We start from the raw sequence: 23614 nt of genomic DNA on the forward strand, positions 1-23614 counted from the left end.
GATATCGACCTCACCGCCTGCCGCCTTCCGCTTCGTCGAGCGGGCGCGCCTCGTCGGGCAGCATGATCGGAATGCCGTCGCGGATCGGATAGGCGAGGCGGGCGCTGCGCGAGATCAGCTCATGCGCCTCGCGGTCATACTCCAGCGGCCCCTTGGTCAGCGGGCAGACCAGGATCTCGAGCAGCTTCGGGTCGAGCTCATAGCCAGAGCGGGCGGGCGGCGCGGTCGGCTTGCGGGGGATCGGTTTCTCGGCCATGGCAGTCTCGGCGGATGATGTCGGCAAATCATGCCGATGAGGCGAAATCGTCGGCGCGCCGATGATAGGCGGAGCGATCCGCCGGCGCGAGCCTGACATTCGCCGATTCCCGTGTCAGAACGACGTCGGATCGTCATATAACCCCTGCGCAATGGATTCCTCCCGGCCCGACCTCGCCCCCGAACCGCGCCTTCCCGGCGAGACCGTGCAGCAATGGGTGTTCCGCCGGCTGCGGCGCACGGTGATGTCCGGCCGCTTCCCGCCCGGCCAGGCGGTGACCATACGCGGCCTCGCCGAGGCGATGGGCGTCTCCTCCATGCCGGTGCGCGAGGCGCTGCGCCGCCTCGTCGCCGAGCGGGCGCTGGTGCTGCTCGACAACCGCCGGGTGAGGGTGCCGGAGATGACGGCGCGGCGCTTCGACGAATTGGTCGCGGCCCGCGTGCTTTTGGAGACCGAGGCGGCCGCCCGCGCTTTGCCGCAGGCCGACGCGCCGTTCCGCAGCCGTCTGGCGGCCTTGAACCGGGCCTCGGACGAGGCGGTGGCGGCGGGCGACACCGAGGCGACCATCGAGACCAACCTCGCCTTCCATGCCGCGCTCTATGGACGGCCGGACAGCGTGCTGCTGCCGCTGATCGAATCGATCTGGCTGCAGATCGGCCCCTTCATGCGCATGGCGCTGGCCGACCTCGAGACCAACTATCCGGTCGACCGGCATGCCGAGGCGCTGGTCGCGCTGGAGACCGGCGACGAGGCGGCGCTGCGGCGCGCCATCGAGGCCGACATCCGCGACGGCATCGGCCATCTGAAGGCGCAACTGGGGTAGTGTCGGAGCCTCGGTCGCGAGGATCGCTGCCATGAGAGCCATGGATGCCGCCGAAATCGTCTTCCTGGTCGACAACGTCACCGACAGCCTGTCCTCGACACCGCGTTTCGTCGAAACCGAATTCGCGCGGCAGCGCCGGCGCGGCATGCGCTGGCTGTCGGGCGGCTGCCTGTGCTGCGCGGCCCACGGGCTCTCCTGTCTGATCGTCGCCTCCAGCGGGGCGAGCCGCCACACGCTGCTGTTCGACACCGGCCCGGAGGACTGGGTGTTCGAGCGCAACGCCGCGCGTCTCGGCGTCGAGCTCGGCGCGGTGGATGCGCTGATGCTGTCGCACGGGCATTGGGATCACGGCGGCGCCATGCCGCGCGCGCTGCAGATGATCACCCTTGGCAATGGCGGACGGCCGGTGCCGACCTTCATGCATCCGGACATGTTCGCCCTGCGGGCCACCCGCTCGGCCGACGGGACGTTCCGGCCGATGGAGCTGGTGCCGAGCGTGGAGATTCTTTCAGGCAGCGGCGCCGAGGTGATCGTCACCCGCGACGAGCAGTTGCTGCTGGACGAGACGTTCTATCTGAGCGGCGAAATCCCCCGCGTCACCGGCTTCGAGCGCGGATTTCCCGGCCAGTACCGGCAGACCGCCACCGGCGACTGGGAACCTGACGAGCTGATGCCCGACGAGCGCTTCGCGGCGATCAATGTCGCGGGCAAGGGGCTCATCGTGTTCACCGCCTGCTCGCATGCCGGGCTGGTCAACGTGCTGAGCCATGCGGCGGCGCGGTTCCCGGATATCCCGCTCTACGGCGTGTTTGGCGGCTTCCATCTTTCCGGGCCGACCGAGGCAATCATTCCGCAAACCGTCGAGGCGCTGGCGCCTTTCGATCTGCGGCTGATCGCGCCCGGCCACTGCACCGGATGGCGGGCCGTCAGCGCGCTGGCGGCCGCCTATGGCGATCGCGTCGTTCCCTCGGCTGTCGGGAAGACGTTCCGTCTGTGAGGTTGTCTCGCAGCCGCAGGCGCGTCACCCGGTCGCCTTCAGCCGCACGCCGCGTTTGCGCTCGGCGGCGAGGCGGGCGGCGGCGCCGAAGGCGGTGAACACGGCGGTGGACAGCTTGTCCTGCCAGAAGCGCCATTCCGGGTGCCACTGGATGGCGAGGTTGAAGCCCGGCGTGTCCGGCACGCGGAAGGCCTCGATGGTGCCGTCATCGGCCCGCGCCTCGACGGCGACGCCCGGGGCGAGGCGCGCGATGCCTTGGCCGTGCAGCGAATTGACGCTCCAGCGCGGCGCGCCGGCCAGCGTCTCCAAGAGCCCGCCGGGCTCCAGCGCCACCTCGTGCGCCGTCGCGTACTGGCCCTCGATGTCGCGGCTGGAATCCTCCCGGTGGTCGAAGCGGCCGGGCTGCTCGTAAAGCTTCTGGAACAGCGTGCCACCCAACGCGACGTTCATCTCCTGGAAGCCGCGGCAGACGCCGAAGATCGGCACGCCGCGCTCGAGGCAGGCCCGGATCAGCGGCAGCGAGATGTCGTCGCGGTGCGGATCGGCCGGCAGCGGCGGATCATGCGGCAGGTCGCCGTAATGATGCGGCGCGACGTTGGACGGGCTGCCGGGCAGGAAGATGCCGTCGACGAGGTCGAGCATCTCGTCGACCACCATGCGCTCGGGCTGCATGTCGGCGTCGACCGCGGAGATGGTGCCCGGCAGCAGCACCGGCATGGCCTGCGCGCCGCGCGCCACCGCATAGATGTATTTCTCGGTCACGCCGTGGACGACCTGAGTGCCGACCACCTTCACGTCGCTGACGACGCCGATCACCGGACGCATTTGGGAAGCTTCTCCGTTGCTGCTCCGATGTGGAAGCGAACGGCTCCGGCTGTCAACCGCGCAGCCGCCCGACCGCGCCGCTGCGCCCGCGCGGCTGCCCCGAGCCCAATGCATGGCGCCGCGGGCACGCGGCAGTCGCAGGTCCTCTTGGCTCCTGTCGAGCCGTAGGCTGGAGCATTTCCCGATCGGGAAATGCTCCAGCTTTTCGAATCGAGAGCACTTTCCTGTCGATCAGGTGGTTCCACCTGATCGGAAAGGGCTCTAGAACGCCGTCATGTCCGACACGCTTCCCGATACCGCATCCGCCGCCGGCGATGGCTCGGCCGCGAGCGCCCGCCTGTTCGCCTTCCTTGATGAGCTCGGGATCGGCACCCGCACCGTCGAGCATCCGGCGGTGTTCACCGTGGCGGAATCGCAGGCGATCATCGACGCGCTTCCCGGCGGCCACACCAAGAACCTGTTCTTGAAGGACAAGAAGGGGAACCTGTTCCTCATCGTCATCGGGCAGGACGCGGCGGTCGACCTCAAGAGCCTGCACCAGCCGCTCGGCGCGGCGAGCCGGCTCTCCTTCGGCAGCGCCGAGCTGCTGGAGGAGGTGCTCGGCGTGAGGCCGGGCGCGGTCACCGCCTTCGGGCCGATCAACGACACCGCCGGACGGGTCACCGTGGTGCTCGACGAGGAGCTGCTGCGCCACGAGGAGATCAACTGCCACCCGCTGGTGAACACCGCCACCACCACCATCGCGCGCGACGACCTGATCGCCTTCCTGCGCGCCACCGGGCACGAGCCGGTGATCCTGGCGGTGCCGCGCCGCGCGCCGGAGGCGGATGCCGGCGCGGAAGGCTGATGTTGCAATCGCCCGGCGAGAAGCCATCTTAAGCTCCGAATTCCGGTAGCACAGCTTCCGAGGAGACCCCATGCTGCTGAACCCTTCCGCCAATCCGGCGCCCGATGCGGTCCCGGCCGGCGACGATCCGGTGATCGACACCACGACCAAGACCTTCATGAAGGATGTGGTCGAGGAATCCCGCCGCCGCCCGGTGCTGGTCGATTTCTGGGCCCCGTGGTGCGGGCCGTGCAAGCAGCTCACGCCGGTGCTGGAGAAGGTGGTGCGTGCCGCCAAGGGCAAGGTGCTGCTCGCCAAGATGAACACCGACGAGCATCCGGCGGTCGCCCAGCAGCTCGGCATCCAGTCGCTGCCGACCGTCTACGCCTTCGTCAACGGCCAGCCGGTCGACGGCTTCATGGGCGCGCAGCCCGAGAAGCAGGTGCAGGCGCTGATCGACAAGCTGACCGGCGGCGCGGCGGGCGCCGATATCGAGGAGATCCTGCTGAGCGGCGAGGCGGCGCTGGCCGAGGGCGACCTTCCCGGCGCCATCGAGGTGTTCGCCCATGTGCTGTCCGAGCAGCCGGAGAACGCCAAGGCGCTCGCCGGCATCGCCCGGGCGCAGCTCGCCGGCGGCCAGGCCGCGCAGGCCAAGGCGACGCTCGACAGCGCCCCGCCGGCGATCGCCAACGACGCGGCGCTCGCCGCGGTGCGTGCCGCCATCGAGATCGAGGAAGCGGCCGCCGCGCTCGGCGACGCCGCCGAGCTGGAGGCGAAGGTCGCCGCCAATCCGCTCGACCATCAGGCCCGCTTCGACCTCGCGCTGGCGCTCAATGCGCGCGGCAAGCGCGAGGAGGCGGTCGACCAGCTCCTCGCCATCGTGCGGAAGGACCGCGCCTGGAACGACGACGGCGCGCGCAAGCAGCTCGTCCAGTTCTTCGAGGCCTGGGGGCCGACCGACGAGATGACCGTGCTCGGCCGGCGGCGCCTGTCGTCGATCCTGTTCTCCTGAGCGGCGCCGGAACGGCGTCCGCTTCGCGATAGTCTCGGGATGGCGCCCGCGCGGGCGCCCGAATCAGGAGAGCCGATGCCGATCAACCGGCCCTATGGCGGACCTACGGAGCTGCCGGGCATCCTGCCCCTGTTCCCGCTCGAAGGCGTGCTGCTGCTGCCGCGCTGCCAGCTCCCGCTCAACATCTTCGAGCCGCGCTATCTGGCGCTGGTCGACGCCGCGCTGGCCGGCGGCCGGCTCATCGGCATGATCCAGCCGGACCCACAGGGCGGCACCGGCCGGCGCCATGGCGAGCCGGCGCTGACCGGGGTCGGCGGCGTCGGGCGCATCACCGAGATCGCCGAGACCGGCGACGGGCGATATGTGCTGCAGCTCACCGGGGTCGCCCGCTTCCGCGTCCGGGCCGAGATCGACGCGGGGACCCCCTTCCGGCAGGCCGAGGTCGATTATTCCGCCTTCGCCGGCGACTTCACGCCGGGCCTCGGCGCCGAGGCGGTCGACCGCGGCCATCTGCTGCGCACGCTCGCCGCCTATCTCGAGGCCAACAAGCTGGAAGCCGACTGGGACAGCATAAAGAGCGCGCCGAACGAGGCGCTGGTGAACGGCCTCGCCATGATGGCGCCGTTCGGCGGGCGCGAGAAGCAGGCGCTCCTGGAGGCGCCCGATCTCTCCTCGCGTGCCGAGATCCTCGTCGCCATCACCGAGATGTCGCTCGCCCGCACCGCCGGTGAGGGTGACGGGCCGCTGCAGTAGCGGGCGGTCCGGTCGGGCCTCGATGCGCGCCGTCGCCTACTCCGCCGCCATGGGCGGGCGCGGCATGGTGTGCAGCGTCGCCACCGGGGCGGCCGGCGCCTGTTCGTCCGGCTCGTCGCGCTCGCCGACGAAGCGGCCGAAGACGCGGGCGAACAGCCGGCCGAGATCGTCCATCAGCGTGAACACGGCCGGCACGAAGACCAGCGACAACACGGTCGAGGCGATCAGCCCGCCGATCACCGCGATCGCCATCGGCGCGCGGAAGTCGGCGCCCTCGCCGAGTCCGATGGCCGAGGGCAGCATGCCGGCGGCCATGGCGATGGTGGTCATCACGATCGGCTGGGCGCGCTTGCGGCCGGCCTCGATCAGCGCCGTGGTGCGGTCCTCGCCGGCATGCACCGCCTCGATGGCGAAGTCGACCAGCAGGATGGCGTTCTTGGTCACGATGCCCATCAGCATCAGGAAGCCGATCACCACCGGCAGCGTCATGGCATTGTTGGTGATGAGCAGCGCCACGAAGGCGCCGCCCACCGAGAGCGGCAGCGCCACCAGGATGGTGATCGGCTGCAGCAGATTGGCGAACAGCAGCACCAGCACCGCCAGCACCAGCATGACGCCGGCGCCCATGGCGATGGCGAAGCCGCCGAACACCTCGCCCATGATCTCGGCGTCGCCGGATTCCTTCAGCACCACGCCGGCGGGCAGGTTCTTCGCCGCGGGCAACGCATAGACCTGCTCCAGCGCCTCGCCGAGCTGGGTGCCGCCGGCGAGGTCGCCCTCGATGGCGACGCGCCGGGCGCGGTCGTAGCGATCGAGGCTGGAGGGGCCGACGCCGAACGAGATGTCGGCGACCGAGGAGAGCGGCACCGCGCTGCCGGCGCTTGTGCGCACCTTCAGTGTCTCGAAGGTCGACAGGTCGGAGCGTGCCTGCTCGTCGAGCTGCACGCGGATCGGCACCTGGCGGTCGCCGGCCGAGAACTTGGCGAGGTTCTGCGAGATGTCGCCGATGGTGGCGATGCGCACCGTCTCGGCGATGTCGGCGACCGAGACGCCGAGCTCGGCGGCCTCGGCCAGCTTCGGCACCACGCGCAGCTCCGGCCGGTCGAGCGCCGCGGTGGTCACCACATTGGTGAGGCCCTTGGCGCTGGCGCGCACCTCGCGCTCCAGCTCCAGCGCCGCCTTCTCCACCGCCGCGCCGTCCGCGCCCGAGAGGATGAGGGTGAATTCGCGTCCGCCGGGGCCGGCGCCGCCGGAGGCGCCGAAATTGAATCGCAGGTCGGGGATGGCGGCGATCTTGCCTTGCATCCGCGTCTCGAACTGCTTCTGGGTGGCGGCGCGTTCCGCGCGCGGCACGAGATTGACGATCAGCGTCGCCTTGCGCACCTCGCCGGCGGTGAGCGGCCCGCCGCCCGCCACCGAGGAACCGGCGGTCGCGAACACGCTCGCCACTTCCGGCTGTGCCTTGAGCATGGAGGAGACGTCGTCGACCACGTCCTGCGTCGAGCGGATGGTCGAGCCGGGCGGCAGTTCCAGCGCCAGCACCGAGCGCGACACGTCGCTGTTCGGGATGAAGCCGGCCGGCAGCAGGGTGGAGAGCCACATCGAGCCGATGAACAGCAGCACGCCGGCCGCCACGGTCAGGAAGCGGTGGCGGATCGAACGCCGCAGCAGCCCGACATAGAGGCGCATGATCAGGCTGTCGCGCTCCTCATGGGTGCCGTGGTCGCGCAGGAAATAGGCCGCGAGCATGGGGGTGAGCAGGCGCGCCACCAGCAGCGAGAACAGCACGGCGACCGCGACGGTGATGCCGAACTGGCGGAAATACTGGCCGGCGATGCCGCCCATGAAGCTCACGGGGAGGAACACCGCGACGATGGTCAGCGTGGTCGCCACCACGGCGAGGCCGATCTCGTCGGCCGCCTCGATCGCCGCGCGATAGGGCGATTTGCCCATGCGCATGTGGCGCACGATGTTCTCGATCTCGACGATGGCGTCGTCGACCAGGATGCCGGTGACCAGTGTCACCGCCAGCAGGCTCACCCCGTTCAGCGAGAAGCCGAGCACGTCCATCACCCAGAAGGTGGGCAGGATGGAGAGCGGGATCGCCAGCGCCGAGACGATGGTGGCGCGCCAGTCGCGCAGGAACAGGAACACCACGATGACCGCCAGCACGGCGCCCTCGATCAGCGTGTGCATGGCCGATTCATAGTCGGCCTTGGTGTATTTCACCGTCGAATCGATCAGCGTGATCCTGACGTTCGGATAGCGCGCCTCGAGCCGGCGCAGCTCTTCCGCCGCGTTCTCGGCCACCACCACGTCGGAGAAGCCCTTGGCGCGGTAGATGCCGAAGGCCACCACCGGCTTGCCGTCGAGGCGGGCGAAGATGCGCGGCTCGGCGGCGCCGTCGGTCACCGTGCCGAGGTCGGCGAGCCGCACCTGGCGGCCGGAGCTGGTGCCGGTCGCCGGCAGCGCGATGCGCGTCTCGGCGAGCTGCTCGACGGTGAGCGCGCCACCGAGCGTGCGCACCGACTGCTCCAGCGCGCCGATCTCGCCGCGGCCGCCGGCGAGGTCGATATTGGTGGCGGCGAGCTGGCGGTTCACGTCGGCCGCGGTGACGCCGAGCGCGGCGAGCTTGTCGGGATCGAGCGAGATGCGGATCTCGCGGTCGACACCGCCCTCGCGCTTCACCTGCGCGACGCCGCGCACGCCCTGCAGCGCGCGGATCACGGTGTCGTCGACGAACCAGGAGAGCTCGTCCGGCGTCATGGTCGGCGCCTCGGCGGCGTAGGTGACGATCGCCATGCCCTCGACGTCGATGCGCTGGATCAGCGGCTCCTCGATGCCCTGCGGCAGCTCGGAGCGGATCTTGGTCACCGAATCGCGCACGTCGTTCACCGCGCGGTCGACCTGCGTCTCGAGCTGGAACTCGATGGTGGTGATCGAGGTGCCTTCCGAGATCGAGGAGGTGATGTGCTTCACCCCCTGCACGCCGGCGACCGTGGTCTCGACGCGCTTGGTGACCTGCGTCTCCAATTCGCTCGGTGCCGCACCCGGCTGGTTCACCACCACCGAGACGATCGGCACGTCGATGTTCGGCATGCGGGTGATCGGCAGCCGGTCGAAGGTGTAGAGGCCGAGCGCGGTCAACACCACAAACAGCACGATCGAGGGGATCGGCTTGCGGATCGCCCAGGCGGAGACGTTGAGGGCCATCGGTGGATTCCGTCCTCGGTTGCTCGGCGTGTCAGCTAGCGTTCTTGGCGGCTTCGGCGGTGACGGGCACCGGGGTCACGCGGTCGCCGTCGCGCAGGAAGCCGCCCGCCCTGGCCACCACCTGCTCGTCCTCCGCGAGGCCTTCGACGATCTCGACGAAGCCCTCACCCTTGAGGCCCGCCTTGACCTGCCGCTGTTCGATCAGCTCGCCCTTCACGACCAGCACATAGGCGCCGTCGGCGTCGAACTGCACGGCGGAGAGCGGCAGCGCGATGCCGGTACGCCGCGCCACCTCGATAACGCCGCGCGCATAGGCGCCGGGCCGCAGGCGCGCATCGGCCGGCAGGGCCACCGCGACGCGCGCGAGCCGGGTCTGCGCGTCCACCTTGGCGCCGACGAGGCGGATGCGTCCGTCGACCGGCGCCTCGAATCCGGCCGGGGTCACCGCCACCTTCATGTCGTTGGCGATGCGCGGCAGAACCGATTCCGGCACCTCGGCATCGAGGTCGATGGCGCCGTCCTTCACGATGCGGAACAGCGGCTCGGTGTTGGCCGAGAGCACGATGGCGCCGAGCCGGGCCGAGCGGTTGGTGACGATGCCGGCCTCCGGCGCGCGGATCTCGGTGCGGGCGAGCCGCACCTCGAGCTCGGCGCGGTTGGCCTTGATCTGCTCGGCGTCGGCCTCGGCTGCCGCCACCGTCTCCTGCGCCGCGGTGACCTGCGCGGTGGCGACCTTCACCGCCCGCTCGCGCTGGTCCAGCACCTCCTGCGAGGTGGCGCCGGTCTTGATCAGGGTGCGGGCGCGCGCGACCGCGGCCTCCGCTTCCACGCGCTGGGCGATGGTCTGCTCCAGCGCCGCCTTCTGCTGGGCGATGGTGGCCTGCGCCTTGGCGGCGTTCGCCGTGTTCTGCGCCAGCAGCGTCTCCAGCGTGTCGCGCGACAGATGCGCCAGCACCTGCCCCTTGGTGACGTGATCGCCTTCGTCGACGAGGATCTCGGTGATGCGCAGCCCGTCGATCTCCGGTCCGACCTGGATCTCCTCGCGTGCCACCAGCGTGCCGGTGACGGGCAGGCGCTCGGCGACCTCGCGGCGGCCGGCGGCCACCACGGTCACCGTGACGCCGCGCACTTCCGGTGCCGCCGGGGAGGTGGCCTGCGCGGCCTCGGTGAGGCCCGGCAGCAGGCTGGCCGGGATGCGGTCACGGAAGCCGTAGCCGGCAATGCCGACGACGACGGCCGTCATGAACAGGACAAGCGCGATGCGCCCGCGTTGCGAGGGAGGCTTCGTGGTCATGGCTCAGGCATCCCTCGCGTCGGTCTTCGGCGCCAGCATGCGGCCGAGCAGCGCGCAGACGGCGGGCATCATCGCCGCGAGCGGCAGCTCGGGCTCGAGGCGGTGGCGCAGCATCAGCCCGTCGCCTATGGCATTTATGAGGAGCATCGCCGCCTCGACGTCGATGGTCGGGTCGATCTCGCCGCGCGCCTGCGCCGCCTCGAAGGCGATGCGGAAGGCGACGTTCATCTCCGCCTCGACCTCGGCGAACATCTGCCCGAGCTTGGGGTTGCGGGCGGCCTCGGCGAAGATCTCCGGCCCGAGGTCGACGCAGACCATCGACAGCTCGCCCGAGAACAGGGCGGTGCCCATGCGCTGCAGCGCCTCGATGAAGGACGGCGCGGTGTTGAGGGTGTCGAGCATGCTCGTGCGGGCGCTGCGCTCCTCCTCGACGATGGCGATGATGATCGCCTCCTTGGAGGGGAAGTAGCGGTAGAGCGCGCCGGGGCTCATCTGCGCCTCGGCGCAGATCTCGTGCATGCTGGTGCCGTGGAAGCCGTTGCGGCCGAAACAGGCGATGGCCGCGTCGAGGACGCGGCGCCGCGGATCGCGGCGGGTGACGATTTCGGCGATGGCGGCCATGGCTTTCCCTCGGCACGCTCCATCGTCGGTCGGATGATCCGGGCCGAAGACCTGGAGCGAACGTTCGTTCGCATTAACGGCAGCACAGGCGAGAGTCAAGAACGAACGTTCGTTCGCATTTTGTCGAAGGTAAGGAAATCCGATGGCCGCTGATGTCGAAGCGTTTCAGTCCCGGTCGGCCGGACGGTCGCCGAAGCTGGCGAGCCGGGGCAGCAGGGCACTCACCACCTGCTCATAGACCGGACGCTTGAACGGGATGATCAGCGAGGGGGTGTTCTCCAGCCGCTCCCAGCGCCAGTCGATGAATTCCGGCTTGTGGCCGCCGCCGGGCCGGGCGACGTCGATCTCGCTGTCCTGGCCGGTGAACAGCAGCGCGATCCATTTCTGCTTCTGGCCGCGATAGCGGCCTTTCCAGGCGACGCGCGCCACCTCTTCCGGCAGATCATAGGCGAGCCAGTCCTCCAGCTCGGCGAGCGGCCGGACCGAGCGGACATTGGTCTCCTCGTAGAGCTCGCGCAGCGCTGCCTCGGCCGGCGTCTCGCCCTCGTCGATGCCGCCCTGCGGCATCTGCCAGGAATGGCCGGCGTCGACATGCTCGGGGCCGCCGATGCGGCGGCCGAGGAAAACGAGGCCGGACCGGTTCACCAGGACGACGCCGACGCAGGGCCGGTAGGGGAGCTGGTCGAAGGGGATCTCGGAGCGCACCATGACAGGACCGGGACTGGGGTGACGGCGGGCATCGCCGCGGCGCCTATGTCGCAGCAGGGGCTGTGCTGCCGCAAGTGCGCGCCGGCCACAACGCCGTCGCGGACGATCCGATGGGCTCGCGAGGAGCCGTGCGTCAGGGAGCCGGCGCGGCCTCGGTCGGATCCGGGCCGACGAGGATGGTCTCGCGCTTGCCGGTCTTGCCGTCGATGATGGTGATGCTGCGGCCGGGATCGGCGCTCACCGCCATGGCTTCCTCGCGCAGCTCGGGGCGCAGCACCGGCGCGTCGAGCGCGACGGTGGCCGCCGCCGGCGCAGGCAGCTCGATCAGCGCCTGCGGCACCGGCGTCTGGCGGAGCCCGAACCAGGCAAGGCCGGTCGCGACGATGGCGAGGCCCGCCACCCCGAACACGGCGATGGCCGCACGGTTGTGGGCCCGGTCCTGGCCGTCGCGGTCAAGCCCCAGCGGGGCGTCGAGCTCGTTCATTGAAAACGCATTCCGTGCGAATCGATGACATTCTATCGCGCTCGACCAAGGCAGTATCGGGGCAACGCGGGTGCCCGGGCGCAGCACCGCGGAAAATTGCGCGGACGGGCCTCGCGGAGGTCCCGACAAACGAAAAACCCCGCCATGCGGCGGGGCTTTCCTGCATTTAATGCCGTTCCGTCCGGCGTGGCCGCGATGAGCTGGCCGCGATTCAGTTCGGCACGGCGGCCTTGGGATCGGCCGGGTAGGCGGCGTTCTTCTGCACGCCGTGCATCAGGTCGACGGCGAGCTTGAGCTGGGTGTCGTCCTTCGGGTCTGGCGGCACATAGGCCGGCGAGCCGGTCTTCTCGTCCTCGCCGTTCTTCAGGTGGCCCTTCAGCGAGGCCTCGCCGCGCGTCGTGTCGACGCCGGCCGCCTCGGCCTTCTCCTTCAGGTCGGCGGGCACGTCCTGCACCAGCTCGATGTCCGGGGCGATGCCCTTGGCCTGGATCGAGCGGCCCGACGGCGTGTAGTAGCGCGCCGTGGTGAGCTTGATCGCGGCGTTGCCGGAGACCGGGATCACCGTCTGCACCGAGCCCTTGCCGAAGGAGAGCGAGCCGAGCACGGTCGCCCGCTTGTGGTCCTGCAGCGCGCCGGCGACGATCTCGGAGGCCGAGGCCGAGCCGCCATTGACCAGCACGATCACCGGCTTGCCCTTGGCGAGGTCGCCCGGCCGGGCGTTGCGGCGCTCGGTCTCGTCGGCGTTGCGCCCGCGGGTCGAGACGATCTCGCCGCGGTCGAGGAAGGTGTCGGACACCTCCACCGCCTGGTCGAGCAGGCCGCCCGGATTGTTGCGCAGGTCGACGATATAGCCCTTCAGCTTGTCCTCGCCGATCTGCTTGGCGAGATCCTCCATCGACTTCTTGAGCGCGTCGGCGGTCTGCTCGCTGAAGGAGGTGATGCGGATATAGGCGATGTCGTCGCTCTCGACGCGGCCGCGCACCGACTTGATGTTGATGACGTCGCGCACCAGCGTCAGCTCGATCGGCTTGTCCGAGCCCTTGCGGATGATGGTGAGCTTGATCGGGGTCGACACCGCGCCGCGCATCTTCTCGACCGCCTGGCTCAGCGTCATGCCCTTCACCTCCTCGCCGTCCAGCTTGGCGATGAGGTCGCCGGCCTGGACGCCGGCCTTGGAGGCCGGGGTATCGTCGATCGGCGAGACCACCTTGACGAGACCGTCCTCCATGGTGACCTCGATGCCGAGGCCGCCGAACTGGCCGCGCGTCTGCACCTGCATGTCGCGGAAGTTCTTCGCGTCCATGTAGGTCGAGTGCGGGTCGAGCGAGGACAGCATGCCGTTGATCGCCGACTCGATCAGCTTGGCGTCGTCCGGCTTCTCGACATAGTCGGCGCGCACGCGCTCGAAGATGTCGCCGAACAGGTTGAGCTGCCGATAGGTGTCGGACGCCGCGGCGACCGCCGCGCCCGGCTCCAGCAGCCGCGGCTGCGAGGCCCCGACGGCGATCAAGGCGCCGGCCGCCACGCCCATGAGAAATACTGACGTCCTACGCATCATCCGCGTGCCTTCTCGCTCTCGCTCGTCGCCCACCAGGGTGTCGGGTCGATCGAGTTCCCATCCTTACGGAACTCGACGTAAAGAATGGGTTGGGCGGTTCCAAGGCCGACCGAGGAAACAAGTTGCGGTCCCTGACCCATGACCGCCACCGGTTCGCCCGACAGCACGAACTGCCCCAACTCCACCGTTATCTTATCCATTCCCGCCAGAAGAATATGGTATCCGCCGCCGGCATTGATGATCAAGAGTTGGCCATAGGAGCGGAACGGGCCGGCATAGACCACCCATCCATCGGCCGGAGCCGACACCTGCGCCTCCGAGCGGGTGCCGAAGGAGGTGCCCTTCTCGGCGCCGCCATAGCCGTCCGGCATGCCGAACTGCTTGAGCACGGCGCCGCCGACCGGCGGCGGCAGCAGGCCCTTGGCGTCCACGAAGGCGACGCTGGGTGAAAGCCGGCCGGGATCCTTCAGCGCCGCGAGCCGCTCGCGAGGGCCTTGCGCGGGCTTGTTTTCTGCCGCCTGGGCGGCCTCGGCGGCCCGCTGGGCGGCTTCCGCCGCGCGTTTGGCGGCGGCGATCTCGGTTTCCATCCGGTCCATCAGCTCGCGCACGTTGCGCGACTGGGCGGCGAGCGTCTCGGCCCGCTGGCGCTCCTGAGTGAGCGCCGCCTCGCCGGCCTCCTGGTTGCGCTGGCGCTGGTCGATCAAGGCGGCGATGCGCCGGCGGTCCTCGCCGATCGAGGTTTTCAATTCTGCGAGAGCGTCGCGCTGGGCGCTTGCCTCCTTGCGCACGCGGTCGAGCGAGGTGAGCTCGCCGATCAGGATCTCGGTCTCTTCCTTCAGCTCGGGCAGCACGGCGCCGAGCAGCATCGCCGAGCGCACCGATTCGAGCGCGTCGTCGGGGCGCACCAGCAGCGCCGGGGGCGGCTGACGGCCGAGCCGGGCGAGCGCGCCGAGCACCTGCGCGATGACGTCGCGGCGCCCGTCCAGCGAGGCGCGTATGCCCTTCTCCTCGCGTGCGAGCTCGCGCAGCCGGTTCTCGCTGGCGTCGAGCTTGCCCTCGACCTCGCGGATGCGGGTGGCGGTGTCGATCAGCGCGCTCGCCAGCTTGGCGCGGTCGCCCCTGATGGCGGCGATCTCGGCCTGCAGCCGGGCCTGTTCGGCGGCGCTGCCCTGAATCTGGCTGTCGATCTCCTCGATCTTGCGCTGCTGCTCGGCCACCTTGCCGGCCGGATCGTCGGCCTGCTGGCCGACGGTTTTCCCGCTCGATTGTTCGGCCTGCTGGCCGGCGAGCGGCCCGGCGAGCAGCGGCAGCAGAACGCCCGCGCCGCACAGCGCGGCGGCGAGGGGGTTAAGCCGGCGGATCGGACGCAGGGGGCGCGGAGGCATAAGTCCCAGAAGACGGCGAACAGGGTTAATGCGCGGTGAAGAACGCGTAACGCCGCCAGCATAGCGCAGGTGGCGCGCGCCTGTCTGTCACGCCTTATGGTAGGGATGCCCGGACAGGATGGTGGTAGCGCGGTAGATCTGCTCGGCGAGCATCACCCGCACCAACTGGTGCGGGAAGGTCGCCGTCCCGAAGGCGATCAGCCGGTCGGCCCGCTCGCGCGCCTCGTTGCTCAGCCCGTCGGCGCCGCCGATGAGGAAGGAGAAGGTCCGCACACCGCGGTCGCGCAACGCCGCCATGTCGCCGGCGATCTGCTCGCTGGACAGCGCGACGCCGCCGGGATCGAGCGCCAGCACGGCGGTCTCCTCCGGCAGGGCGGCGAGAAGGCCGGCGCCCTCCTCCACCATGCGATCGGCCGGCCGGCGCGCGGCGCTTTCGGAGATCTCGACGATGTCGGGACCGGTGAAGCCGAGCGCGCGGCCGCCCTTGCGGGCGCGGTCGACATAGCGGTCGCACAATTCACGCTCGGGCCCGGCCTTCAGCCGCCCGACGGCAAGGATCAGCAATCGCACCCCGTCAGTCCCAGGTTTGGCGTCAGCCGCGCGCCGAGCGGGACGCCGCCTCCGGACGCAGGCCCGACCACATCTTCTCGATGTTGTAGAAGCTGCGTACGTCCGGCTGGAAGACGTGGACGATGACATCGCTGGCATCGATCAGCACCCAGTCGCAGGCCGGCTGGCCCTCGACCCGGATGCCTTTCACGCCGCGCGCCTTGAGCGCCTCGACGAGGTGCTCGGCAATGGCGCCGACATGGCGCTGCGAGCGGCCGGAGGCGACCACCATGTGATCGGCGATCGTCGTCTTGCCGCGCAGTTCGATGGAAACGATGTCCTCAGCCTTGTCGTCTTCAAGCTGGGCCAGGACGAGGGCGAGAATCTCCTCGGCGTCGATACGCGCGTCGGAGACCGGTGCAGTCGCCGGGATGGAGGCAGCTGCAGAGAGCGCCAATGTGGACAGGGGTCCTTATCCTCTCGTCGTTCGGCCGGCGCCACCGGCAGGTTGTCAAATCCGGCGCCACCGGCACTGACGTTAAGATAAGGTGTTTGACCCTGTTTTTTCAACTGGTGGAAAAGCTGTTTTCGCGCCGGCCCCGTTCGGGGGCCGTTCTGCGGCCCGGATCGCGGTCGAGGAGAGCGGCGATTTGAGGCCGTGCAGATAGACCCAGGCGGGCGCGGGAAGGCTCGCGAGGCGCGGTGCGTCGGTCTCGTCGATGCGCCAGCGGGCGAGCGCCGAGGCGGCCGGCGAGGCCATGGCCTCGAAGGTGTCGCCCATGCGGTCGATCACCGCGATCGGCACCAGACCGGCGATGTCGCGCCAGCGCTGCCAGCGGTGAAAGCTCGCCAGATTGTCGGCGCCCATCAGCCAGACGAAGCGCACGGCGGGGAAGCGGGTGACCAGCGCAGCCACCGTGTCGTAGCTGTAGCGGGTGCCGAGCCCGGCCTCGAGACCGGTCGGCACCAGCGCCGGATGGCGCGCAACCTCCCGGCAGAGCTCGATCCGCTCGCCGAGCGGGGGCAGGCCGGAATTGTTCTTCAGCGGGTTGCCGGGCGAGACCAGCCACCACACGCGGTCGAGCCGCAGCCGCCGCGCCGCCAGCAGGCTCGCGGCGCGATGGGCGGCATGCGGCGGGTTGAAGCTGCCGCCATAGAGGCCGATCCGCATGCCGGGCGCCAACGGGGGGATGCGCAGGTCCGGCGAGGTCACCGTGGCGGAAGTCACGGCCGCGCGGTTCACGGCCGCGTCTGGCCGGTGCCGTGCACCCGGTACTTGAAGGAGGTGAGCTGCTCGGCGCCGACCGGCCCGCGCGCATGCATGCGCCCGGTGGCGATGCCGATCTCGCCGCCGAAGCCGAACTCGCCGCCATCGGCGAACTGGGTCGAGGCGTTGTGCACCACGATCGCCGAATCGACCTCGGAGAGGAAGCGCGCCGCCGCTGCCTCGTCCTCGGTGAGGATGGCGTCGGTGTGGTGCGAGCCGTGCGTCTCGATGTGGTCGATGGCGGCGTCGAGGCCCTCGACCAGCCGCGCGGAGATGACGGCGTCAAGATATTCGGTGTCCCAATCCTCGGCATTGGCCGGCTTCACGCGCGGATCGAGCGCCTGCGTCGCCTCGTCGCCGCGCACCTCGCAGCCGGCGTCAAGCAGCATGGCGACCAGCGGCTTCAGATGGCTGTCGCGGGCGTCGCGCTCGACCAGCAGCGTCTCGGCGGCGCCGCAGACGCTGGTGCGCCGGAGCTTGGCGTTGCGCACGATGTCGAGCGCCTTGGCCAGTTCGGCGGTATGGTCGACATAGATGTGCACGATGCCTTCCAGATGGGCGAAGACCGGCACCCGCGCCTCGGTCTGCACGCGGGCGACGAGGCTCTTGCCGCCGCGCGGCACGATGACGTCGATGTTTCCGTCGAGACCGGCCAGCATCTCGCCGACCGCCGCGCGGTCGCGGGTCGGCACGAGCTGCACGGCGTCGGCCGGCAGGCCGGCGGAGACCAGGCCCTCGACCATGGCGGCGTGGATCGCCCGGCTGGAATGGAAGCTGTCCGAGCCGCCGCGCAGGATCACCGCATTGCCGGCCTTCAGGCACAGCCCGCCGGCATCGGCGGTGACGTTCGGCCGGCTCTCATAGATGACGCCGACGACGCCGAGCGGCGTGCGCACCCGCTCCAGCATCAGCCCGTTCGGGCGGGTCCAGCTCTCGGTGACGGTGCCGACCGGATCGGCCAGCTCGGCGATCTCGGCGAGGCCGTTCGCGGTGGCGGCGAGGCGCTTCTCGTCGAGGGTGAGCCGGTCCAGCATCGAGCCGCTCATTCCGGCGGCCTTCGCGGCGCGCACATCCTCGGCATTGGCCTTGAGGATATCGGCGGCATGATCGCGGATTTTTTGCGCGGCCGCCTTCAGAGCCGCGCGCTTTGTTTCGGGAGAGGCCAGCGCCAGCGTGCGGGCGGCGGCGCGGGCGCGCCGGCCGATCTCGCGCATCAGCGACGGCACGTCGGCTCCGCCCTCGCCGGCCGGCGGCACGGCATCGACCGCGTGCGTGCTGGCGGCGGAGGTGGAACGGGCGGCGCTCATGGCGAACTCGCGGCAGGGACAGAAGAAAACGGCGTTTCTCTTAGCACAGCCGGCGGCGAAGGCAGCAAGTTTCGTATGGGCACCGTTGCGGTGCCGCCTTCGCGGACCGTCCGGCCCGGCGATACCTCCCGCCGCTGCCGTTGCGTGAAACGGGTGGTGTTCGTGCGCATATGGGCGTAACAGGCGCCTCCCGCGCACTGGTCCCTCCCGATGTCCGATCTCCGCCGCGCACCATCCGCCGCCTCCCCGGCGCCGACCGCGATCCAGCCGATGAACGCGCTGGACTGGGGCACGCTGGTGCTGCTCTCGATGATCTGGGGTGGCTCCTTCTTCTTCGGCAAGGTGGCGGTGAAGGAAATCCCGCCGCTCACCATGGTGCTTGGGCGCGTCGCCATCGGCGCCCTCGCCCTGCTCGTCATCGCGCGGCTGAGCGGCGTCCGGGTGAGCCTCGATCGCCGGATCGTCGCGCAATTCCTGTTCATGGCGATCATCGCCAACATCATCCCGTTCGGGCTCATCGCCTGGTCGCAGCAGCATCTGCCGAGCGGGCTGTCCTCGATCCTCAATGCCGCCACGCCGCTCTTCACCGTGCTGGTGGCGCAGGCCTTCACCCGCGACGAGAAGCTGACCGCCGGGCGGCTCGCGGGCGTCGTCTTCGGCTTTCTCGGGGTGGCGGTGATGATGGGGCCGGCGCTGCTCGGCCAGCTCGGCGGGCATCATCTGCCGGCACAGCTCGCGGCGATCGGCGCGACGATCTCCTACGGCTTCGCCGCCGTCTATGCCCGGCGCTTCCGGGCGATGCCGCCGCTCGCGGTGGCGCTGCTGCAGCTCGCCGCCTCCAGCGCGCTGCTGCTGCCGGTGGCGCTGGCGGTGGACCGGCCGTGGCAGATCGCCCTGCCCTCGATCACGGCGTGGGGCGCCCTGCTGGGCCTCGGCGTGCTGTCCACCGGCATCGCCTACATCCTGTATTTCCGCGTGCTGGCCCGAAACGGGGCGACGAACATCTCGCTCGTCACCTTTCTGGTGCCGGTGAGCGCGATCCTGCTCGGCGCGCTGTTCCTCGGCGAGGCGCTGGAACCCCGCGAGTTCCTCGGCTTCGCGCTGATCGGCACCGGGCTGGCGGCGATCGACGGGCGGCCGGGGCGGTGGGTGCGGCGCGCCTGAGGCACGTCACACCAGCGCCGCCCGCATCACCGCATAGACGCGGTCGATGGTCCGCCGCACCTCGGGCAGGAAGCGGTCCTCGTCATGCGTCACCAGCCATTGCTCGTGTTCCAGTTCCTCGATCGGTGGTGAGACGCGCCGCAGGCCGGCCTCGGCCTCGCCGATGAAGGTCGGCAGCACCATACGCGCCATGCCGGACACGGCGAGATCGAGCGCGTTGCGCGGGTTGGTCACTTCGATGACGGCGTCCTCTCCGGTTCGCTCCCGCACCCAGCGGGCGGAAGGCGTGTTGCCGATCACGCGCGCCCATGCGGTGATCCCGTCATTGGCGGCATAGGCCGCGAAACGAACCGTGCCGGTCCGGCGCCCCGCGAGGCCGATCTGGTCTGGACGCTGGTTGCGGATCCCGATCACCGCCTCGCGGCGGGAAATGTCCAGCACATGGTCCGCCGCGATAAACCGCAGCGCGACCTTGCCCGGGTCGACGAGACCGGCGGCATGCCGGCACAACAGGCGGGTGACCCAGGCGCCGGCCGAGACCTTCACCAGTGGCGGCGCCGCGCGGCGGGCCGGGCTGGAGAGCGGCGCGATAAGGCTTTCCAGCCCGGCGACACGTTGCAGCAGCTCCAGTCCCTGCGCGGTGAGCGCATAGCCGCGCGGCTGGCGCTCGAACAGCTCCTGCCCCAGCCGGCGTTCCAGCGCGAGCATGCGCCGGCCAAGAGTCGGTGCGCTCTTTCCGGTGAGCGCGGCGGCCGGCCCCAGTCCGCCCTGGCGGGCCACGGCGAGGAAAAGCCGCAAATCGTCCCAGTCGAAGTTCATTTCATTCATGAAATGAAGATTACATTACGTTCTATGGCTGTAACAGCTCATCGGAGCTCTGATGGCGGCGCGCGAACAGGAGAGCCGCTATGAGACTGCTGGACACCGAGATCAACCCGCTGGGCATGGGATGCTGGCCGATCGGAGGCCCGATGTTCTCCGGCGATGAGCCGCTCGGCTATGCCAATGCCGATGACGGCGAATCCATCCGCACCATCCATGCTGCGCTGGCGGCCGGGATCACCCTGTTCGACACCGCCGCGGTCTATGGCGCGGGCCATGCCGAGCGCCTGCTGGCGCGTGCCCTCAAGGGGCGGGCAGACGCGTTGGTCGCCACCAAGATCGGCATCGCCATCGACGAGACGACCCGGCGGCTCACCGGCGAGGACACCGATCCCGCATCCGTCCTGCCGGCGATCGATCGGTGCCTGGCGCGGCTCGGGCGGGAACGGATCGACATACTGTTCCTGCACCTTAACGATCTTGCCGTGCCGCTGGCGGAGCCGATCTTCGAGGCGATGGAGCGGGCGCGGGAGGCCGGCAAGATCCGCGCCTATGGCTGGAGCACGGATCTGTCGGCGAGCCTTCGCGCCGTCGCGGCGCGTCCGGGATTTGCCGCCGTCCAGCATGCCTTGAACGTGGTTCTCGACGCCCCCACGATGCAGGCGGCGGTCGGCGAGCTCGATCTTGCCGCCTTCATCCGCTCGCCGCTCGGCATGGGCCTGCTCACCGGAAAATACGGCGCCGGTGCGATGATGGCGCAGGGTGACATCCGCGCCACCGCCAACACGGTGACGGATTATTTCCGCGATGCCCGTCCCAATCCGCGCTACCTCGCCCAGCTCAATGCGGTGCGTGAGTTGCTGACCAGCGGCGGGCGTACGCTCGCACAGGGGGCGATTTCATGGCTCTGGGCCAGATCGGCCCGCAACATCCCGATTCCCGGCGCGCGCACGGTCGAGCAGATCGAGGGCCTTGCCGGCGCGTTCGTCTTCGGTCCGCTGCCCGAGGAGGCGATGGTCGAGATCGAGCGCCTGCTGGCGAGGACGGTCGAGGAGGATCGTCCGCGGTGAGCGCCCGAACCTACCGCGTCGGGACCGGCTTCTCGCCGCGATAGTCGTAGAAGCCGCGCTGCGTCTTGCGGCCGAGCCAGCCGGCTTCGACATATTTCACCAAGAGCGGGCAGGGCCGGTACTTGGTGTCGGCGAGGCCTTCGTGCAGCACCTGCATCACCGAGAGGCAGGTGTCGAGGCCGATGAAGTCGGCGAGCTGCAGCGGGCCCATCGGGTGGTTGGCGCCGAGCCGCATGGCGGTGTCGATGGCGTCGACCGAGCCCACGCCCTCATAGAGCGTGTAGATCGCCTCGTTGATCATCGGCAGCAGGATGCGGTTGACCATGAAGGCCGGGAAATCCTCGGCCACCGCATAGGTCTTGCCGATGCGGGTGACGAACTCCTTCGACAGCTCGAAGGTCTCGTCCTCGGTGGCGATGCCGCGCACCAGCTCGACGAGCTGCATCAGCGGCACCGGGTTCATGAAGTGGATGCCGATGAAGCGCTCCGGCCGGTCGGTCGAAGCGGCGAGGCGGGTGATCGAGATCGAGGAGGTGTTGGTGGAGAGGATCGCCTCGGGCTTCAGATGCGGGCAGAGCTCGGCGAAGATCTTGCGCTTCACCTCCTCCTTCTCGACCGCGCATTCGATCACGAGATCGGCTTCGCTCAGCGAGCCGATATTGTCGGAGCCCTCGATGCGGGCGAGCGCGACCTGCTTCTCGGCCTCGCCATAGAGCCCCTTGGCGATCTGGCGCACCATGTTGCCGTTGATGGTGGCGAGGCCCGACTTGATGCGGTCGGCCGAGACGTCGTTGAGGATGACGTCGTAGCCCGCAAGGGCGCAGACATGGGCGATGCCGTTGCCCATCTGGCCGGCGCCGATGATGCCGACGCGCTTGATCTCGAATGCCATGGCCTGTGTCCGCCGCTTGTCCTGCGTCCCGACTCTAGTTTGGCTGTCAGCCTTTTGCCTTGGCAAGTTCGGCGGTGAGCTCGGGGACGATCTGGAAGAGATCGCCGACGAGGCCGTAGTCGGCGACCTGGAAGATCGGCGCCTCCTCGTCCTTGTTGATGGCGACGATGACCTTTGAGTCCTTCATGCCGGCGAGGTGCTGGATGGCGCCGGAGATGCCGACCGCGACATAGAGCTCGGGGGCCACCACCTTGCCGGTCTGGCCGACCTGCCAGTCGTTCGGGGCATAGCCGGCGTCGACCGCCGCGCGCGAGGCGCCGACCGCCGCGCCCAGCGCGTCGGCCAGCGGCTCGATGACCTTGTGGAAGTTCTCGGCCGAGCCGAGCGCGCGGCCGCCGGAGACGATCAGCTTGGCGGCGGTGAGCTCGGGACGGTCGGTATGGGCGATCTCCTCGCCGACGAAGCCCGACAGCGCGGGGTCGGCGGCGGCGGCGATGGCGCGGATCGGCGCGCTCCCGCCCTCGCCGGCGGCGGCGAAGGAGGCGGTGCGCACGGTGATCACCTTCTTCGGGTCGGCGGAGCGCACCGTCTGCACGGCGTTGCCGGCATAGATGGTGCGCTCGAAGGTGTCGGGCGCCACCACCTTGATGATGTCGGAGACCTGCATCACGTCGAGTAGGGCGGCAATGCGGGGCATCACGCTCTTCCACACCGCGGTGGAGGGGGCGATCAGCGCGCCGTATTCGCCCGCCAGCGCGACGCCGAGCGCGGCCACCGGCTCGGCGAGGCGGTGGGCGTAGAGCGGATCGTCGGCCAGCAGCACCTCGGCGACGCCCTCGAGCTTCGCCGCGGCCTCGGCGGCGGGGCGGGCATTGGCGCCGACCACCAGCACGTGCACCGGGGCGCCGAGCGCCAGCGCCGCGGTGAGCGCCTTGGCGGTGAGCGGGTTCAGGGTCGCGTCGTCATGTTCCGCGAAGAGCAGGGTCGCCATGATCAGAAAACTCCCGCCTCGTCCTTCAGCTTCGCCACCAGCTCGGCGGCCGAGCCGACCTTCACGCCGGCCTTGCGGCCGGCCGGCTCGGTGGTCGACAGCACGGCTAGGCGCGGGGCGAGGTCGACCCCGTAGCCTTCCGGCGTCTTCTCGTCGATCGGCTTCTTCTTCGCCTTCATGATATTGGGCAGGCTGGCGTAGCGCGGCTCGTTGAGGCGCAGGTCAGTGGTCACGATGGCCGGCAGCTTCAGCTTCACCGTCTGCAGGCCGCCGTCGATCTCGCGGGTGACGTCGAGCGAGCCGTCGCCGATCACCACCTTCGAGGCGAAGGTGCCCTGCGGCCAGCCGAGCAGGGCGGCCAGCATCTGTCCGGTCTGGTTGCAGTCGTCGTCGATGGCCTGCTTGCCGAGGATGACGAGGCCCGGGGCCTCCTCGGCGACCACCGCCTTCAAGAGCTTGGCCACCGCCAGCGGCTCGACATTGGCGTCCGCCGTCTTCACCCAGACGCCGCGGTCGGCGCCCATGGCGAGCGCGGTGCGGATGGTCTCGTCGGTCTTGGCGGGGCCGATCGACACCGCCACCACCTCGGTGGCCTTGCCGGCTTCCTTGAGCCTCAGTGCCTCTTCGACGGCGATCTCGTCGAACGGGTTCATCGACATCTTGACGTTGGCGAGCTCGACGCCCGAACCGTCCGGGCGCACCCGGATCTTCACATTATAGTCGACCACCCGCTTCACGGGCACCAGGATCTTCATATCGAATTCTCCCTGTCCTGCCGGGGGTTGACGCCCGGCGAG

The 23614-nt window shown here is 69.8% G+C and carries 24 protein-coding genes; 7 read left to right on the forward strand and 17 right to left on the reverse strand.

The window, feature by feature from the left end; all coding sequences use genetic code 11:
• Positions 1 to 10 precede the first annotated feature (10 nt).
• On the reverse strand, positions 11 to 256 hold the full coding sequence (locus U742_RS0108200; protein ID WP_029351885.1) for a Trm112 family protein: 246 nt from the start codon (positions 254 to 256) through the stop codon (positions 11 to 13).
• 151 nt (positions 257 to 407) lie between these two features.
• Here U742_RS0108200 and U742_RS0108205 point away from each other — a divergent pair, with 151 nt between their 5' ends.
• Positions 408 to 1079, forward strand: a complete 672-nt coding sequence (locus U742_RS0108205) for a GntR family transcriptional regulator (protein WP_029351886.1) — start codon at positions 408 to 410, stop codon at positions 1077 to 1079.
• A gap of 31 nt (positions 1080 to 1110) precedes the next feature.
• Positions 1111 to 2076, forward strand: coding sequence for an MBL fold metallo-hydrolase (locus U742_RS0108210; RefSeq protein WP_029351887.1), 966 nt, complete (start codon positions 1111 to 1113; stop codon positions 2074 to 2076).
• Between the two features lie 24 nt (positions 2077 to 2100).
• Here U742_RS0108210 and U742_RS0108215 read toward each other — a convergent pair whose 3' ends face one another.
• Positions 2101 to 2901, reverse strand: a complete 801-nt coding sequence (locus U742_RS0108215) for a gamma-glutamyl-gamma-aminobutyrate hydrolase family protein (protein ID WP_029351889.1) — start codon at positions 2899 to 2901, stop codon at positions 2101 to 2103.
• Between the two features lie 274 nt (positions 2902 to 3175).
• Here U742_RS0108215 and U742_RS0108220 point away from each other — a divergent pair, with 274 nt between their 5' ends.
• From U742_RS0108220 to U742_RS0108230, 3 genes are all read left to right on the forward strand, one after another.
• A complete protein-coding gene (locus U742_RS0108220; RefSeq protein WP_081852892.1) occupies positions 3176 to 3748 on the forward strand; it encodes a prolyl-tRNA synthetase associated domain-containing protein in 573 nt (190 codons plus the stop codon).
• 70 nt (positions 3749 to 3818) lie between these two features.
• On the forward strand, positions 3819 to 4739 hold the full coding sequence (gene trxA / locus U742_RS0108225) for a thioredoxin (protein WP_029351894.1): 921 nt from the start codon (positions 3819 to 3821) through the stop codon (positions 4737 to 4739).
• Positions 4740 to 4814: 75 nt separating this feature from the next.
• Positions 4815 to 5492, forward strand: a complete 678-nt coding sequence (locus tag U742_RS0108230; protein WP_029351896.1) for an LON peptidase substrate-binding domain-containing protein — start codon at positions 4815 to 4817, stop codon at positions 5490 to 5492.
• Positions 5493 to 5528: 36 nt separating this feature from the next.
• Here U742_RS0108230 and U742_RS0108235 read toward each other — a convergent pair whose 3' ends face one another.
• The 11 genes from U742_RS0108235 to U742_RS0108285 form a co-directional block, all read right to left on the reverse strand.
• On the reverse strand, positions 5529 to 8705 hold the full coding sequence (locus U742_RS0108235) for an efflux RND transporter permease subunit (RefSeq protein WP_029351898.1): 3177 nt from the start codon (positions 8703 to 8705) through the stop codon (positions 5529 to 5531).
• Positions 8706 to 8736: 31 nt separating this feature from the next.
• Positions 8737 to 9999 (reverse strand): efflux RND transporter periplasmic adaptor subunit, encoded by a 1263-nt coding sequence (locus U742_RS0108240; protein WP_029351900.1) that lies wholly within the window; start codon positions 9997 to 9999, stop codon positions 8737 to 8739.
• 3 nt (positions 10000 to 10002) lie between these two features.
• Positions 10003 to 10620, reverse strand: coding sequence for a TetR/AcrR family transcriptional regulator (locus U742_RS0108245; RefSeq protein WP_029351902.1), 618 nt, complete (start codon positions 10618 to 10620; stop codon positions 10003 to 10005).
• A 165-nt stretch (positions 10621 to 10785) separates the two neighbouring features.
• Positions 10786 to 11328, reverse strand: coding sequence for an RNA pyrophosphohydrolase (locus tag U742_RS0108250; protein WP_051660950.1), 543 nt, complete (start codon positions 11326 to 11328; stop codon positions 10786 to 10788).
• A 133-nt stretch (positions 11329 to 11461) separates the two neighbouring features.
• A complete protein-coding gene (locus U742_RS0108255; protein ID WP_029351905.1) occupies positions 11462 to 11812 on the reverse strand; it encodes a hypothetical protein in 351 nt (116 codons plus the stop codon).
• A 211-nt stretch (positions 11813 to 12023) separates the two neighbouring features.
• Positions 12024 to 13370, reverse strand: a complete 1347-nt coding sequence (locus tag U742_RS0108260; RefSeq protein ID WP_029351907.1) for a S41 family peptidase — start codon at positions 13368 to 13370, stop codon at positions 12024 to 12026.
• A complete protein-coding gene (locus tag U742_RS0108265) occupies positions 13367 to 14755 on the reverse strand; it encodes a murein hydrolase activator EnvC family protein (protein ID WP_029351910.1) in 1389 nt (462 codons plus the stop codon). The genes U742_RS0108260 and U742_RS0108265 overlap by 4 nt, the downstream gene beginning before the upstream one ends.
• 87 nt (positions 14756 to 14842) lie before the next feature.
• Positions 14843 to 15325: a 23S rRNA (pseudouridine(1915)-N(3))-methyltransferase RlmH gene (rlmH, locus tag U742_RS0108270; RefSeq protein WP_029351913.1), complete on the reverse strand. Its 483-nt coding sequence runs from the start codon at positions 15323 to 15325 to the stop codon at positions 14843 to 14845.
• Between the two features lie 22 nt (positions 15326 to 15347).
• Complete coding sequence (gene rsfS, locus U742_RS0108275; protein WP_051660951.1) at positions 15348 to 15761, reverse strand: ribosome silencing factor; 414 nt, start codon at positions 15759 to 15761, stop codon at positions 15348 to 15350.
• Between the two features lie 81 nt (positions 15762 to 15842).
• Positions 15843 to 16475 carry a nicotinate-nucleotide adenylyltransferase gene (locus U742_RS0108280; RefSeq protein WP_081852919.1) on the reverse strand — a complete coding sequence of 211 codons (633 nt, stop codon included), beginning with the start codon at positions 16473 to 16475 and terminating at the stop codon, positions 15843 to 15845.
• A gap of 68 nt (positions 16476 to 16543) precedes the next feature.
• On the reverse strand, positions 16544 to 17785 hold the full coding sequence (locus tag U742_RS0108285; RefSeq protein WP_051660993.1) for a glutamate-5-semialdehyde dehydrogenase: 1242 nt from the start codon (positions 17783 to 17785) through the stop codon (positions 16544 to 16546).
• Between the two features lie 363 nt (positions 17786 to 18148).
• Between U742_RS0108285 and U742_RS0108290 the strand changes: the two genes are divergently transcribed.
• The gene (locus U742_RS0108290; protein ID WP_029351919.1) at positions 18149 to 19042 is read left to right on the forward strand and encodes a DMT family transporter; all 894 of its coding nucleotides are present in this window, start codon (positions 18149 to 18151) and stop codon (positions 19040 to 19042) included.
• A 6-nt stretch (positions 19043 to 19048) separates the two neighbouring features.
• Here the strand turns inward: U742_RS0108290 and U742_RS0108295 are convergent, their stop codons facing one another.
• Positions 19049 to 19870: a LysR family transcriptional regulator gene (locus U742_RS0108295; protein WP_029351920.1), complete on the reverse strand. Its 822-nt coding sequence runs from the start codon at positions 19868 to 19870 to the stop codon at positions 19049 to 19051.
• An 80-nt stretch (positions 19871 to 19950) separates the two neighbouring features.
• On the opposite strand from U742_RS0108295, the gene U742_RS0108300 reads away from it, so the two are divergent.
• Entirely contained in the window at positions 19951 to 20934 is a 984-nt protein-coding gene (locus U742_RS0108300; protein WP_029351923.1) for an aldo/keto reductase, read from the forward strand.
• A 10-nt stretch (positions 20935 to 20944) separates the two neighbouring features.
• Here U742_RS0108300 and U742_RS0108305 read toward each other — a convergent pair whose 3' ends face one another.
• The 3 genes from U742_RS0108305 to U742_RS0108315 are packed head-to-tail and all read right to left on the reverse strand — an operon-like array spanning position 20945 to position 23572.
• The gene (locus tag U742_RS0108305; protein WP_029351926.1) at positions 20945 to 21826 is read right to left on the reverse strand and encodes a 3-hydroxybutyryl-CoA dehydrogenase; all 882 of its coding nucleotides are present in this window, start codon (positions 21824 to 21826) and stop codon (positions 20945 to 20947) included.
• A 46-nt stretch (positions 21827 to 21872) separates the two neighbouring features.
• Complete coding sequence (locus U742_RS0108310) at positions 21873 to 22817, reverse strand: electron transfer flavoprotein subunit alpha/FixB family protein (RefSeq protein ID WP_029351928.1); 945 nt, start codon at positions 22815 to 22817, stop codon at positions 21873 to 21875.
• Between the two features lie 2 nt (positions 22818 to 22819).
• On the reverse strand, positions 22820 to 23572 hold the full coding sequence (locus U742_RS0108315; RefSeq protein WP_029351930.1) for an electron transfer flavoprotein subunit beta/FixA family protein: 753 nt from the start codon (positions 23570 to 23572) through the stop codon (positions 22820 to 22822).
• Positions 23573 to 23614 lie beyond the last annotated feature (42 nt).

Origin of the sequence: Allobosea sp. 117, assembly GCF_000702305.1 — a bacterium.
Classification (GTDB): domain Bacteria; phylum Pseudomonadota; class Alphaproteobacteria; order Rhizobiales; family Xanthobacteraceae; genus Ancylobacter.

What these genes read in the sequence shown, in the direction of transcription:
- U742_RS0108315 (WP_029351930.1), bottom strand. Translation starts at nt 23,572, where the DNA reads ATGAAGATCCTGGTGCCCGTGAAGCGGGTGGTCGACTATAATGTGAAG.
- U742_RS0108295 (WP_029351920.1), bottom strand. Translation starts at nt 19,870, where the DNA reads ATGAATGAAATGAACTTCGACTGGGACGATTTGCGGCTTTTCCTCGCC.
- U742_RS0108290 (WP_029351919.1), top strand. Translation starts at nt 18,149, where the DNA reads ATGAACGCGCTGGACTGGGGCACGCTGGTGCTGCTCTCGATGATCTGG.
- U742_RS0108310 (WP_029351928.1), bottom strand. Translation starts at nt 22,817, where the DNA reads ATGGCGACCCTGCTCTTCGCGGAACATGACGACGCGACCCTGAACCCG.
- U742_RS0108240 (WP_029351900.1), bottom strand. Translation starts at nt 9,999, where the DNA reads ATGACCACGAAGCCTCCCTCGCAACGCGGGCGCATCGCGCTTGTCCTG.
- U742_RS0108280 (WP_081852919.1), bottom strand. Translation starts at nt 16,475, where the DNA reads ATGCGGATCGGCCTCTATGGCGGCAGCTTCAACCCGCCGCATGCCGCC.
- U742_RS0108210 (WP_029351887.1), top strand. Translation starts at nt 1,111, where the DNA reads ATGAGAGCCATGGATGCCGCCGAAATCGTCTTCCTGGTCGACAACGTC.
- U742_RS0108285 (WP_051660993.1), bottom strand. Translation starts at nt 17,785, where the DNA reads ATGCGCGAGATCGGCCGGCGCGCCCGCGCCGCCGCCCGCACGCTGGCG.
- U742_RS0108230 (WP_029351896.1), top strand. Translation starts at nt 4,815, where the DNA reads ATGCCGATCAACCGGCCCTATGGCGGACCTACGGAGCTGCCGGGCATC.
- U742_RS0108235 (WP_029351898.1), bottom strand. Translation starts at nt 8,705, where the DNA reads ATGGCCCTCAACGTCTCCGCCTGGGCGATCCGCAAGCCGATCCCCTCG.
- U742_RS0108260 (WP_029351907.1), bottom strand. Translation starts at nt 13,370, where the DNA reads ATGATGCGTAGGACGTCAGTATTTCTCATGGGCGTGGCGGCCGGCGCC.
- trxA (WP_029351894.1), top strand. Translation starts at nt 3,819, where the DNA reads ATGCTGCTGAACCCTTCCGCCAATCCGGCGCCCGATGCGGTCCCGGCC.
- U742_RS0108205 (WP_029351886.1), top strand. Translation starts at nt 408, where the DNA reads ATGGATTCCTCCCGGCCCGACCTCGCCCCCGAACCGCGCCTTCCCGGC.
- U742_RS0108305 (WP_029351926.1), bottom strand. Translation starts at nt 21,826, where the DNA reads ATGGCATTCGAGATCAAGCGCGTCGGCATCATCGGCGCCGGCCAGATG.
- U742_RS0108250 (WP_051660950.1), bottom strand. Translation starts at nt 11,328, where the DNA reads ATGGTGCGCTCCGAGATCCCCTTCGACCAGCTCCCCTACCGGCCCTGC.
- U742_RS0108265 (WP_029351910.1), bottom strand. Translation starts at nt 14,755, where the DNA reads ATGCCTCCGCGCCCCCTGCGTCCGATCCGCCGGCTTAACCCCCTCGCC.
- U742_RS0108215 (WP_029351889.1), bottom strand. Translation starts at nt 2,901, where the DNA reads ATGCGTCCGGTGATCGGCGTCGTCAGCGACGTGAAGGTGGTCGGCACT.
- U742_RS0108255 (WP_029351905.1), bottom strand. Translation starts at nt 11,812, where the DNA reads ATGAACGAGCTCGACGCCCCGCTGGGGCTTGACCGCGACGGCCAGGAC.
- U742_RS0108200 (WP_029351885.1), bottom strand. Translation starts at nt 256, where the DNA reads ATGGCCGAGAAACCGATCCCCCGCAAGCCGACCGCGCCGCCCGCCCGC.
- U742_RS0108300 (WP_029351923.1), top strand. Translation starts at nt 19,951, where the DNA reads ATGAGACTGCTGGACACCGAGATCAACCCGCTGGGCATGGGATGCTGG.
- U742_RS0108220 (WP_081852892.1), top strand. Translation starts at nt 3,176, where the DNA reads ATGTCCGACACGCTTCCCGATACCGCATCCGCCGCCGGCGATGGCTCG.
- U742_RS0108245 (WP_029351902.1), bottom strand. Translation starts at nt 10,620, where the DNA reads ATGGCCGCCATCGCCGAAATCGTCACCCGCCGCGATCCGCGGCGCCGC.